The sequence below is a fragment of the Comamonas humi genome (genome assembly GCF_054782535.1).
Genome location: NZ_BAAGSH010000007.1, coordinates 117,400 through 129,959, shown reverse-complemented (window position 1 = coordinate 129,959; position 12,560 = coordinate 117,400). Strand labels below are relative to the sequence as shown.

Genomic DNA, 12,560 nt, shown 5'->3' with positions numbered 1-12,560 from the left:
AAACGGTATCTGCGCTACGAGCTATTCATTTGATAGTGTCTGTAGGGGCGCCTGCGGCTACAATCGCGCCGCAGGAGTAGCGACATGACAATCAAGAGCGACAAGTGGATCCGCCGCATGGCCGAGCAGCACGGCATGATCGAGCCTTTCGAGCCCGGCCAGGTGCGCGAGGCCGACGGCAAGAAAATCATCAGCTACGGCACCAGCAGCTACGGCTACGACATCCGCTGTGCGCGCGAGTTCAAGGTGTTCACCAACATCCACAGCACGGTGGTCGACCCGAAGAACTTCGACGAAAAGAGCTTCGTCGACTTCGACGGCGACAGCTGCATCATCCCGCCCAACAGCTTCGCGCTGGCCCGCACCATGGAGTACTTCCGCATCCCGCGCAACGTGCTCACCGTCTGCCTGGGCAAGAGCACCTATGCGCGCTGCGGCATCATCGTCAACGTCACGCCGTTCGAGCCCGAGTGGGAAGGCTACGTGACGCTGGAGTTCTCCAACACCACGCCGCTGCCCGCGCGCATATACGCCGGCGAGGGCTGCGCCCAGGTGCTGTTCTTCGAAAGCGACGAGGAGTGCGAGGTCAGCTACAAGGACCGGGCCGGCAAGTACCAGGGCCAGGTCGGCGTGACGCTGCCCAAGGCCTGACGGCACTGGCCCATTGCAAAAGATGGTAAATCTTCGGCCCGCCTGTGGCGGATCTTGCGCGGTGCGGCGTTGAGTGTCGTGAAATACGGCCAACACAACGCAGATACAACGAAGGAGTAATGCCATGAGATGGGAAGGCAATCGCGAATCGGACAACGTCGAGGACCGGCGTGATGGCGGTGGCGGAGGAGGCGGCCCGGTGTTCGGCGGGCGCAGCATTGGCCTCGGCACCATCGTGCTGGCGCTGATCGGCGGCGCCGTGTTCGGCGTCAACCCGCTGACCATCCTCGGCTTCCTGAGCGGCGGCGGCGCGCCGCAGGTGCAGCAGCAGGCGCCGGCGCACAAGCCGCCGGCCGACGACCAGGGGGCGAAGTTCGTCTCCACCGTGCTGGCTTCGACCGAGGACGTGTGGGGCGACATCTTCCGCCAGGCCGGTGCGCAGTACCGCGCGCCCAAGCTGGTGCTGTACCGCCGCATGACGCCCACCGCCTGCGGCACCGGCCAGTCGGCCATGGGGCCGTTCTACTGTCCGGGCGACCAGAAGGTCTACCTGGACATGGACTTCTTCGACACCATGAGCCGCCAGCTCGGCGCGCCGGGCCAGTTCGCCCGCGCCTACGTGGTGGCGCACGAGGTCGGCCACCACGTGCAGAACCTGATCGGCACCTCGGGCAAGGTCGACAGCATGCGCGGCCGCGTCAGCGAGCGCGAGCAGAACGCGCTGTCGGTGCGGCTGGAGCTGCAGGCCGACTGCTTTGCCGGCATCTGGGCCGCCAAGTCGCAGCAGGCCAAGAACTGGCTGGACCAGGGTGACATCGAATCGGCGCTGAACGCCGCACAGCAGATCGGCGACGACAAGCTGCAGCGCGAAGCCACCGGCACGGTGCGGCCCGACAGCTTCACCCACGGCAGCAGTGCGCAGCGCCAGCGCTGGTTCACCACGGGGATGAAGACCGGCAGCGTGCAGGCTTGCGATACCTTCAACACCAATAGCCTGTAGGCCATGCGCCACTGCCTGAAAAGCCAGCCTTTTAGGGCTGGTTTTTTTGCATTTCGAGGGCGAATTCGGGAAATGCGACAATAGCAGGTTCAAATGACAAGTTCTTTTTCAAATCTTCAACTGGCCGAGCCCCTGATGCGGGCGATTGCCGAGATGGGCTTCACGTCCATGACGCCGATCCAGGCCCAGGCCATTCCCGTGGTCCTCACGGGCAAGGACGTCATGGGCGCGGCGCAGACCGGCACCGGCAAGACGGCGGCGTTCTCGCTGCCGCTGCTGCAACGCATGATGGCGCACGAGAACAGCTCGGCCTCGCCCGCGCGCCATCCGGTGCGCGCGCTGGTGCTGCTGCCCACGCGCGAGCTTGCCGACCAGGTGGCCCAGCAGGTCGCGCAGTTCGCCAAGCACACCAAGCTGCGCAGCGCGGTGGTGTTCGGCGGCATGGACATGAAGCCGCAGACCCTCGAGCTGAAAAAAGGCGTCGAGATCCTGGTGGCCACGCCTGGCCGCCTGCTGGACCACATCGAGGCCAAGAACGCGGTGCTCAACCAGGTCGAGTACGTGGTGCTGGACGAGGCCGACCGCATGCTCGACATCGGTTTCCTGCCCGACCTGCAGCGCATCCTGTCGTACCTGCCCAAGCAACGCACCACGCTGCTGTTCAGCGCCACGTTCTCGCCCGAGATCAAGCGCCTGGCCGGCAGCTACCTGCAGAACCCGGTGACCATCGAGGTGGCGCGTCCGAACGAGACGGCGTCCACGGTGGAGCAGCGCTTCTTCAGCACCGTCGATGACGACAAGCGCCGCGTGGTGCGCAAGATCCTGAAGGACCGCGAGATCCGCCAGGCCTTCGTCTTCGTCAACAGCAAGCTCGGCTGCGCACGCCTAGCGCGCGCGATGGAGCGCGACGGCCTGCGTGCCGCGGCGCTGCACGGCGACAAGAGCCAGGACGAACGCCTGAAGGCGCTCGAAGCCTTCAAGCAGGGCGAGGTCGACCTGCTGGTGTGTACCGACGTGGCGGCGCGCGGCCTGGACATCAAGGATGTGCCGGCGGTGTTCAACTACGACGTGCCCTTCAACGCCGAAGACTACGTGCACCGCATCGGCCGCACCGGCCGCGCGGGCGCATCGGGCCTGGCGGTGACGCTGGTGACCTCCAGCGATGCGCGCAACGTGTCCGACATCGAGAAGCTGATCAAGAAGAAGATCGAGGTCGAGCCCTTCGCGCTGGAAGGCGAACGGCGCGAGCGCCACAACGACGGCCACCGCGGCGAGCGGGGTGAGCGCGGCGACCGCGAGCGCCGGCGCGACCACCGTGGCGGCGACGACGAGGGTGGCGACCGCCGCGAGCGCTACCGCCCGGCACCGGTGTCGCGCGACCCCTTCTTCGACAAGCCCTACGAGCCCAGCGCCGCCGAGGCGCCGCCGACCTGGGATGCCACCAAGCCCGCACCGGCGCGCGGCAACTCGACGAACATCAAGTCGCGCCGCAAGGTGGCCGCGCTGTTCAAGCCCGTGCCACGCTGATCGCGGAGAGTTGTAAAAAAGAGAGCTGCCAGCGCTTGATACGACTGGTTTTCAGATATTTTTCTATCTGAATTCCTTATGTATCAAGCGCTGGCAGCTCTCTTTTTTGATTAAGCGCCAGGCACCTGCGCCTGGTCGCAGTGCACGCTGATGAGCTCGCGCTCCTGCAGGTTCGCGCCGAAGCGCACGGCGCTCAGGCACCCGCCCCAGACGCAGCCGGTGTCGAGCCCCAGCAGCGTGGGGCGGTTCAGCAGCCCCAGCGTGGACCAGTGGCCGAAGGCGATGGTCGTCTGCTCCGCGCAGCGGCCCGGCACGTCGAACCAGGGCATCAGGCCCGGCGGCGCGGCATCGGCGCCCTCGGCGCTGTCAAAATCCATGCGGCCATCGGCGGTGCAAAAGCGCATGCGCGTCAGCACATTGGTGATCACGCGCAGCCGCGGCAGGCCGGTGAGGTCTTCGCTCCAGCGGTCGGGCTCGTTGCCGTACATGGCCTGCAAAAACTCGGGCAGCGCCTCGCTTTGCAGCACCTGCTCGACCTCGTGCGCATAGCGCAGCGTGTCGGCCTCGCTCCAGTGCGGGTGCACGCCGGCATGCACCATCAGCAGCGTCTCGCCGGCCAGCGCGTGGCTCTGCGCCAGCGGCTGGCGCCGCAGCCAGGCGAGCAGGGCATCGGCATCCGGCGCGTCGAGCACGTCGCGCAAGGTGTCGCGCCGCGACGATTTGCGCCGCCCCTGGGCAGCCGCCAGCAGGTGCAGGTCGTGGTTGCCCAGCAGCACGCGGATGCTGCCCTCGTGCCGCATGCAGCGGCGCAGCGTTTCGGCCGATTGCGGGCCGCGGTTGACCAGGTCGCCCAGCAGGTACACCGTGTCGCGGCTGGGTGAAAAGGCTATGGCTTGCAGCAGGCGCTCCAATGCGCCGTCGCAGCCCTGGATATCGCCGATACAGTACAGTGACATGCTCTGAAACTCTGATCTATTTCGATGGACTTATTGCTGATTGCATTTTTGACGCTGCTCAACGGCGTGTTTGCCATGTCGGAACTGGCGCTGGCTTCCAGCCGCAAATCCCGGCTGCTGGCCATGTCGGAGAGCGGAGACAAAGGTGCCGCCGCCGCCCTGAAGCTGATGGACAACCCGACCCAGTTCCTGTCCTCCATCCAGGTCGGCATCACGTCCATCGGCATGCTCAACGGCATTCTGGGCGAAGCCGCATTCAGCGATGACCTGGCCGCCTGGCTCCTGACGCTGGGCGTCCCGCCGCAGGCGGCCTCGGTGGGTGCCACGGCGGTGGTGATTGCCGTGATCACCTTCGTGACCATCGTCTTCGGCGAGCTGGTGCCCAAGCGCATCGGCCAGATGTACCCCGAGGCGTCGTCGCGCATTATCGCCTTGCCACTGGCCTGGGTGGCGCGCGTGGCCAAGCCTTTCGTCTGGCTGCTGGCCGTGTCCACGCAGGCCATCCTGCGGCTGCTGCGCATCAAGGATGAATCGGGCCGCGCCGTCACCGAGGCCGAAATCGTCGCCAGCCTCGACGAGGGGCGCGACGCCGGCGTGATCGAGCGCCAGGAGCACCAGATGGTGCAGAACGTCTTCCACCTCGACGACCGCCCGCTGATCTCGATGATGGTGCCGCGTGTCGATGTGCAGTGGCTCGACGCCGAGCTGACGGTGGCCGAGGCGCTGCGCGCGGTCGGTGCCACCGGCGGCAAGGGCGCGCATTCGTGGTATCCGGTGTGCCGCGAATCGCTGGACAACGTCGTCGGCCTGATCGGCGTGGCCACGCTGCTGGATGTGCGCGAGCCTGACGAGGCGCGCATCGAGGACCATATGCAGGCTGCCACCTACGTGCCCGAGACGCTGAGCGGCTTCGAATTGCTGGAGCAGTTTCGCGCGCGCGCGGGTCGCATGGTCTTCGTGGTGGACGAATATGGCGTGGTGCAGGGCATTATGACGCCGCGCGATTTACTCGAGGCCATTACCGGCGAGCTCAAGCCCGGCGCCTCCAGCGCGGCCTGGGCCGAGAAAAATGACGACGGATCGTGGCTGCTCGAAGGCGTGATGCCGGTATCGGAGCTCAAGGCTCGGCTGGAAATCAAGGAGCTGCCCGACGAGGATAAGGGCCTGTATAACACCCTGGCCGGCATGCTGATGTCCGAGACGGGCCATATGCCGGTGGTTGGTGAAAAAATATATGGTGCTGGATGGGTATTCGAGGTGCTGGCGCTGGAAGGCAAGCGCATAGACAAGGTCATTGCTCGGCTGGATGAAGAGCAGCACAGCGTGGAGTAGATAAGCCAATATCGCCATTCGCTGTATTGCCGATATTGATTTTTATGTATACTCGGCCGCACCGAATCCATTTGTTTTAATGACCATGACTGCTACCTACCAACAGCTCACCGAACAGATCAAGGCCTTGCAGCAGCAGGCGGAAGATGCCCGCAAGCGCGAATTGCGGGCTGCCGTGGAGCAGGTGCAGGACCTGATTCGCCAATATGGCCTGACGCAGGATGACGTATTCCCGCCGGCGCGCGGCAAATCGGCTGCCTCCGGCAGCAAGGTGGCGCCCAAATACCGCGACCCGGCTACCGGTGCCACCTGGACCGGCCGCGGCAAGGCTCCTAAATGGATTCAGGACCAGGATCGCGAGAAGTTCGCCATTTGAGTACGTAGAAATACGCTGAAAACCCGCCGAGTGCGGGTTTTTTTTGTGGGCGCCATGTAAACAAATATTGATTTTTATTTTGTATTGTTTCTTCGGTATGAAATATATAGGGCCAATCGTGCCGGCAATGCTGCCCATCGCTTGCCATGGCACCGATGGCCCTGAGTGCACCCTGCGGTGACATCCGCAGATCACACGGCGGGAGTAGACTATGGCGATCTATCCCACGATGTCGGTATTTTGAACAGGAGCAGCCATGAGTTCACCTTCCCCCTCGCTGGCCGTTGATGCTTTTGCGGGTACGTTGAAATCCTTCGCCGTCGGCGAGGGCAAGAAGGACAAGGGGCAGTTCCATTCGTTGCCCGAACTGGCCAGGCTGTATCCGAATATCCTGCGCATGCCGGTGTCGCTGCGCATCGTGCTCGAATCCGTTTTGCGCAATTGCGATGGCCAGCGCGTGCTGCCCGAGCATGTGGAGCAACTGGCCAATTGGCAGCCCAATGCACCGCGGGTCGAGGAAATCCCCTTTGTGGTTTCGCGCGTGGTGCTGCAGGATTTCACCGGCGTACCGCTGCTGGCTGATCTGGCCGCCATGCGCAGCGTGGCCGAGAAGCTGGGCGCCAATCCGCGCAAGATCGAGCCGCTGGTGCCCGTGGACCTGGTGGTGGACCACTCCATCATGGTGGACTACTACGGCACCAAGAAGGCGCTGGACCTGAACATGCGGCTGGAGTTTGCGCGCAACAAGGAGCGCTACCAGTTCATGAAGTGGGGCATGCAGGCCTTCGACACCTTCAAGGTCGTGCCTCCGGGCTTCGGCATCGTGCACCAGGTCAACCTCGAGTACCTGGCGCGCGGCGTGCACCGCAACAAGAAAACCGACGTCTATTACCCTGACACGCTGGTGGGCACGGACAGCCACACCACGATGATCAACGGAATCGGTGTGGTGGGCTGGGGCGTGGGCGGCATCGAGGCCGAGGCGGCGATGCTCGGCCAGCCCGTGTACTTCCTGACGCCGGACGTGGTCGGCTTCGAGTTGACGGGCCAGCTGCGCGAAGGCGTCACCGCCACCGACCTGGTGCTGACGGTGACGGAAATCCTGCGCCGCCACAAGGTGGTCGGCAAGTTCGTGGAGTTCTTCGGAGAGGGCGCGCGCACGCTGTCGCTGCCCGACCGCGCCACCATCAGCAACATGGCGCCGGAATATGGCGCGACCATGGGCTTCTTCCCGGTGGACGAGCGCACCATGGACTATTTCCGCGGCACGGGCCGCAAGAAGTCGGAGTGCGAGGCCTTCGAGCGCTACTTCAAGGCCCAGGGCCTGTTCGGTATCCACTCTGCCGGCGCGGTGGACTATTCGGAAACCGTTCGCCTGGACCTGGGCGATGTGACGCCCAGCCTGGCCGGTCCCAAGCGCCCGCAGGACCGCATTGAGCTGGGCCATGTGTCCAGCCAGTTCCGCACGCTGTTCAGCAAGCCGAATGCCGACAACGGCTTCAACCTGCCGGCCGAGCAGCTGTCGCTGCGCGTGCCGCTGGCGTCGCGCGCCGCTGAGATCGAGGTCGAGGCCGTGCCGGCAACCGTGCCCGGCGATGCCGGCCGCTCGACCGTGGAGATGGTCGCCAACAAGCCGGAGCCGGTGGTGGCCACGGCCGTGGGGTCCGCCGAGGCGAAGCCGTCGGGCATCACCATCGGCAACGGCGACGTGCTGATCGCCGCCATCACTAGCTGCACCAACACCTCCAACCCCGGCGTGCTGCTGGCCGCGGGGCTGCTGGCCAAGAAGGCCGTGGAGGCGGGGCTGCGAGTGCAGCCGCACATCAAGACCTCGCTGGCGCCCGGCTCGCGCATCGTCACGCAGTACCTGCAGGAAACCGGGCTGCTGCCCTATCTGGAGAAGCTGGGCTTCGACGTGGCCGGCTACGGCTGCACCACTTGCATCGGCAATGCGGGCGACCTGACGCCGGAGATCAACGAGGCCATCACCAGCAACGATCTGGTATGCGCGGCCGTGCTGTCCGGCAACCGCAACTTCGAGGCGCGCATCCACCCGAACATCAAGGCCAACTTCCTGGCCAGCCCGCCGCTGGTGGTGGCCTATGCCATCGCCGGCACGGTGCTGACCGACCTGATGACCCAGCCGGTGGGCCAGGGCAAGAAGGGCAAGGACGTCTACCTGGGCGATATCTGGCCGACCAGCGACGAGATCTACGCCTTGATGCGCTACGCGATGAACGGCAAGGCCTTCCGCGAGAACTACGACAAGGTCACGACCAAGCCCGGCGCGCTGTGGGACAAGATCAAGGGCGTGCAGGGCCTGGTCTACTCGTGGCCGCAAAGCACCTACATCGCCGAGCCGCCGTTCTTCGACGGGTTCGAGCTCGCGGGCAAGAGTCAGGACGCAGCACCGGCGGAGCATGCCGTGCATGGCGCCCGCGTGATGGCGCTGTTCGGCGACTCCATCACCACCGACCACATCTCGCCGGCCGGCTCCATCAAGGAGAACTCGCCGGCGGGCCAGTGGTTGCAGGCCCATGGTGTGATGAAGCAGGATTTCAACAGCTACGGCTCGCGCCGCGGCAACCACGAGATCATGATGCGCGGCACCTTCGCCAACGTGCGCATCAAGAACCTTATGCTGTCCGCTAAGGACGATGGCTCGCGCGAGGAAGGTGGCTACACCATCTACCAGAACGCCGGCGAGGACGCAGGCCGGAAGCTCTTCATCTACGACGCGGCCATGCGCTACCAGGCGGCGAAGACGCCGACGGTCATCTTCGCGGGCGAGGAGTACGGAACCGGCTCGAGCCGCGACTGGGCCGCCAAGGGCACGCAACTGCTGGGCATCAAGGCCGTGGTGGCGCGCAGCTTCGAGCGCATCCACCGCTCCAACCTGGTGGGCATGGGCGTGTTGCCGCTGCAGTTTGCGGAAGGCGAAAGCTGGGAAAGCCTGGGCCTGCGCGGCGACGAGGAGATCGACATCATCCCCGACCCTGCATTGACGCCCCGCAGCCAAGCCAAGCTCGTCGTGCGCCGGGCCGATGGTTCGCGTGCAGAAAGCTCGCTGATGTTGCGTATTGATACGCCGATCGAGGTGGAGTACTACCGATCTGGCGGTATCTTGCCTTTCGTGCTGCGCCAGCTGCTTTAGAACAAACAGCAACACTTTGCTGTTGTAGATGTGCAGCAGCCTCTCGAAAAAGAGGCTTGTTTGCATTTATTATAAATTATGATTACATTCAATATATCTATTAAGAGGCCCGTGGCCCCCTGGGGCCGCACCCCTGGGTGAGCGTCATGCGCTTGGAGGAGTTTCTGTTGGAGAACAGGTTCGGTAACGACGGCATTGCCCGCATGGCAATGGGCAATGGCGCTGCAGTGCCGACCGACCTGGCCATTCTGGATGGACTCACGGCCGGCGTGGCCTGCATCGATGCCACCGGGCGGGTGGTTTATGCCAACCGGCAGTGGTGCGCCTGGCTGGGCGCCCCGGCCTTGTCCTGGTTCGACTGGCCCTGGGAGCCCCCGTTCTCCGAGACAGCCTTTGTCTCTACGCTGATGCACCAGGCGCTCTCCATGGGACGGGTGGTCTTCGATGCCCGGCTCCATGCGGCCCAGGCGCCGCTGCAATTGCAGTGCACGCTGAGCTGCCTGGGGGGCGAGGCACCGGTATTCCTGCTGCTGGCGAACGATTTCACCGCCTTGCATGAGCAACTGCAGCATGCGCAGCAGCAGCAGCGCCAGCTGTCGAGCCTGATCGATGCCATTCCCGCTGCCGTGGCCTGCAAGGGCGTGGACGGCCGCTACCAGCAGTGCAATGCGGCCTTCGAGCGGCTGGTGGCGCGGCCGCAGGCTGCAATCATCGGCAAGACCTCCGACGAGCTGGGTATCGAGGACGGCCTCGCCGACGACGGGGACCGCGATGCACTGGTGCTGCAGACGGGCCGGCCGGTCGTCTACGAAGAGGCCTGGAGCCTGGGTGCCGGCGAGCACCAGACACGGCTGGAAACTACCAAGACCGCGATCCGGGACGGCGAGGGCCGAGTGACCGGCGTGCTGCGGCTGTCGCGCGACCTCAGCGATCCCGGGGCCGAGCGCAGCGAGATGGAGCGCCTGGCCTACTTCGACACCACGACCGGGCTGCCCAATCGCAGCACCTTGCTCGACCGCCTGAAATGGGCCGTGGAGGACAGCCGCCAGCGCGGCTCGTTCTGTGCCCTGCTGTTCATCGACCTGGACCACTTCAAGAACCTGAACGATTCCCAGGGGCACCGCCATGGCGACCAGTTGCTGGCCGAGGTTGGCAAGCGCCTGATGACCTGCGTGCGCAGCGGCGACATGGTGGCCCGCTTCGGCGGCGACGAGTTTGTGATCCTGGTGGAGCACCTGGGGCACGAGCGGCAGGAGGCCATGGCGCATGTGCGCTCGGTGGTGGACCACCTGATCCTGCGCCTGCGCCAGCCGTTCGACCTGTTTGGGCACTGGTACTACACCACGCCCAGCGTGGGCGTCACGGTCTTCGGCGACGACGAAGTGCCGGAGGTGGAGGAACTGCTCAAGCGCGTGGACATGGCGATGTACGAGGCCAAGTCCGCCGGCCGCAATACGCAATGCTTCTTCGATCCGCAGATGCAGACGGTGGTCAACGCCCGCGCCAGCATGGAGGCGGACCTGCGCCAGGCCCTGCTGCATGGCGAGCTGTGCGTGCACTACCAGCCTGTCACCGACCAGCAGGGCGCTCTGCTGGGGGCGGAGGCGCTGGTGCGCTGGATGCACCCGGTGCAGGGCATGGTCGGCCCCACGGACTTCATCGAGCTGGCCGAGCAGACCGGGTTGATCGTCGAGCTGGGGCGCTTCGTGATGCGCACCGCCTGCGAGCAGCTCGCGCGCTGGGCGCGCGTGCCCGCCACGGCCGCGTTGACGATGTCGGTCAACGTCAGCCCCCGGCAGTTCCGCCACCCGAAGTTCGTAGACGAGGTGCTGGCCCTGATCGACAGCACCAGAGTCGACCCGCGCCGGCTCAAGCTGGAGCTGACCGAGAACCTGCTGCTGGGCGATCTGGCCGAGACCGTGCAGCGCATGGGCGAGTTGAAGGCCCGCGGCGTGGGCTTTGCGCTGGACGATTTCGGCATCGGCTATTCGTCGCTGCGCTACCTCAAGGCCTTGCCGCTGGACCAGCTCAAGGTCGACCGCAGCTTCGTCAACGACGTACCGACCGACCCGAACGGCGCCGCCATCGTCCGCGCCATCCTGACGCTGGCGCAGAGCCTGAACATGGAGGCCCTGGCCGAAGGGGTGGAAAGCGCCGCGCAGGTGGAGTTCCTCACCAGCCATGGCTGCACGCGTTTCCAGGGCTTCCATTTCGGCCGCCCGATGCCCATCGAGGACTTCGAGCGCTCGACGCTGTTCCAGGCCACGGCTGCCGCCGTGCACTGAGGGCCTGGTTTGACCTGGCTGCGGCCGGGCGTGGCGTGATCGGCGGCACAATCTCGGCATGCAAAAGCAGATACTGATCGCGGGGGGCGGCATCGGCGGTCTGGCGGCCGCGCTGGCGGCATCGCAGGCCGGCATGGCGGTGCGCTTGTTCGAGCGGGCCGAGGCCTTCGGCGAGATCGGCGCCGGCGTGCAGCTGGGGCCCAACGTGGTGCGCTGCCTGCAGGCCTGGGGCCTGCGGCAGGCCCTGCAGGACAGCGCCGCATTTCCGCAGGCGCTGGTATCGCGCAATGCCATCACCGGCGCCGAGCTGGCGCGCATGCCGCTGGCGGGCGAGATGGAGCGGCGCTATGGCGCGCCGTACGCCACCATCCACCGGGCCGATCTGCACCAACTGCTGCTCGCTGCCGTGCAGCCGCGCGACGGCATCCAGCTCAACCTGGGCTGCGCCGTGGAGTCCCACACCGACGATGGGCGCGTGGCGACCCTCGCCCTCTCGCCGCGCAAGGCCGTGGAAGGCGATGCGCTGATCGCGGCCGATGGCGTCTGGAGCCAGACGCGCCAGCGCCTGCTGGGCGATGGGCCGCCGCGGGTGACCGGGCATCTCGCCTACCGGGGCGCGGTGCGCCAGGCAGACCTGCCGGCGGCTTGGCGCACTCAGGTGGTCACGGCCTGGATGGGGCCGCATTTCCATGTGGTGCACTATCCGGTGCGGCGGGGCGAACTGCTGAACGTGGTGGTCATCGTCGAGGGGCCCGTCCCCGAGGACCGCGAGCAATGGGACCACGCGGCCCATGCCGCTGACATGCAGCGTGGCCTGGCCGGCGCGCACGGCACGCTGCAGGCCATGCTGCAGGCGGTGACGGATGCCGGCGCGACCTGGCGGCTCTGGCCGCTGGCCGATCGCCCGCCGGTGGCCGGCCCGCAGCAGATGGCGCAGGGCCTGGTGGCGCTGCTGGGCGATGCGGCCCATCCGATGCGTCCCTACCTCGCGCAGGGCGCCGGTATGGCGATCGAGGATGCCTTCGAGCTGCAGGCGGCGCTGGCCCTGCAGGAGCTGGACCTGCCGCTGCGGCTGCGCCGCTACGCCCTCAACCGCTGGCAGCGCAATGCCCGGGTGCAGGCCCGCTCGCTGCGCAATGGCGCCATCTTCCACGCCACCGGCGCCATGCGCTGGGGGCGGGACTGGTCGCTCAGGCTGGCGGGCGCCCGGTTGATGGACATGCCCTGGCTGTACGGCCCGGCACAGGCGCGGCCAGTGGGCTCTTGATGCTATTTAAAT

General features: G+C 66.0%; 9 protein-coding genes. 8 read left to right on the top strand and 1 reads right to left on the bottom strand.

Translation table 11 applies throughout. The features are described from left to right. The first annotated feature begins 84 nt into the window (after positions 1 to 84). From dcd to ACYVKR_RS07720, 3 genes are all read left to right on the top strand, one after another. Positions 85 to 651, top strand: a complete 567-nt coding sequence (gene dcd / locus ACYVKR_RS07730; RefSeq protein WP_460480225.1) for a dCTP deaminase — start codon at positions 85 to 87, stop codon at positions 649 to 651. A 124-nt stretch (positions 652 to 775) separates the two neighbouring features. Continuing rightward, a complete protein-coding gene (ypfJ, locus tag ACYVKR_RS07725; RefSeq protein WP_460480224.1) occupies positions 776 to 1,651 on the top strand; it encodes a neutral zinc metallopeptidase in 876 nt (291 codons plus the stop codon). 93 nt (positions 1,652 to 1,744) lie between these two features. Further along, complete coding sequence (locus tag ACYVKR_RS07720; protein ID WP_460480223.1) at positions 1,745 to 3,178, top strand: DEAD/DEAH box helicase; 1,434 nt, start codon at positions 1,745 to 1,747, stop codon at positions 3,176 to 3,178. 110 nt (positions 3,179 to 3,288) lie between these two features. Here the strand turns inward: ACYVKR_RS07720 and ACYVKR_RS07715 are convergent, their stop codons facing one another. Then, positions 3,289 to 4,134, bottom strand: a complete 846-nt coding sequence (locus ACYVKR_RS07715) for a diadenosine tetraphosphatase (RefSeq protein ID WP_460480222.1) — start codon at positions 4,132 to 4,134, stop codon at positions 3,289 to 3,291. A gap of 24 nt (positions 4,135 to 4,158) precedes the next feature. Here ACYVKR_RS07715 and ACYVKR_RS07710 point away from each other — a divergent pair, with 24 nt between their 5' ends. The 5 genes from ACYVKR_RS07710 (at position 4,159) to ACYVKR_RS07690 (ending at position 12,548) form a co-directional block, all read left to right on the top strand. Then, on the top strand, positions 4,159 to 5,466 hold the full coding sequence (locus ACYVKR_RS07710; RefSeq protein ID WP_460480221.1) for a hemolysin family protein: 1,308 nt from the start codon (positions 4,159 to 4,161) through the stop codon (positions 5,464 to 5,466). 85 nt (positions 5,467 to 5,551) lie between these two features. Further along, complete coding sequence (locus ACYVKR_RS07705) at positions 5,552 to 5,842, top strand: H-NS histone family protein (RefSeq protein ID WP_460480220.1); 291 nt, start codon at positions 5,552 to 5,554, stop codon at positions 5,840 to 5,842. Positions 5,843 to 6,098: 256 nt separating this feature from the next. Continuing rightward, the gene (locus ACYVKR_RS07700; RefSeq protein WP_460480219.1) at positions 6,099 to 8,996 is read left to right on the top strand and encodes an aconitate hydratase; all 2,898 of its coding nucleotides are present in this window, start codon (positions 6,099 to 6,101) and stop codon (positions 8,994 to 8,996) included. Positions 8,997 to 9,163: 167 nt separating this feature from the next. Next, positions 9,164 to 11,281, top strand: coding sequence for a putative bifunctional diguanylate cyclase/phosphodiesterase (locus ACYVKR_RS07695; RefSeq protein WP_460480218.1), 2,118 nt, complete (start codon positions 9,164 to 9,166; stop codon positions 11,279 to 11,281). Between the two features lie 58 nt (positions 11,282 to 11,339). Then, entirely contained in the window at positions 11,340 to 12,548 is a 1,209-nt protein-coding gene (locus ACYVKR_RS07690) for an FAD-dependent monooxygenase (RefSeq protein WP_460480217.1), read from the top strand. The last annotated feature ends 12 nt before the right edge of the window (positions 12,549 to 12,560 follow it).

Bases quoted from the DNA above. Each gene is read 5' to 3' on its own strand.
- dcd (WP_460480225.1), top strand. From the start codon at position 85: ATGACAATCAAGAGCGACAAGTGGATCCGCCGCATGGCCGAGCAGCAC.
- ypfJ (WP_460480224.1), top strand. From the start codon at position 776: ATGAGATGGGAAGGCAATCGCGAATCGGACAACGTCGAGGACCGGCGT.
- ACYVKR_RS07720 (WP_460480223.1), top strand. From the start codon at position 1,745: ATGACAAGTTCTTTTTCAAATCTTCAACTGGCCGAGCCCCTGATGCGG.
- ACYVKR_RS07715 (WP_460480222.1), bottom strand. From the start codon at position 4,134: ATGTCACTGTACTGTATCGGCGATATCCAGGGCTGCGACGGCGCATTG.
- ACYVKR_RS07710 (WP_460480221.1), top strand. From the start codon at position 4,159: ATGGACTTATTGCTGATTGCATTTTTGACGCTGCTCAACGGCGTGTTT.
- ACYVKR_RS07705 (WP_460480220.1), top strand. From the start codon at position 5,552: ATGACTGCTACCTACCAACAGCTCACCGAACAGATCAAGGCCTTGCAG.
- ACYVKR_RS07700 (WP_460480219.1), top strand. From the start codon at position 6,099: ATGAGTTCACCTTCCCCCTCGCTGGCCGTTGATGCTTTTGCGGGTACG.
- ACYVKR_RS07690 (WP_460480217.1), top strand. From the start codon at position 11,340: ATGCAAAAGCAGATACTGATCGCGGGGGGCGGCATCGGCGGTCTGGCG.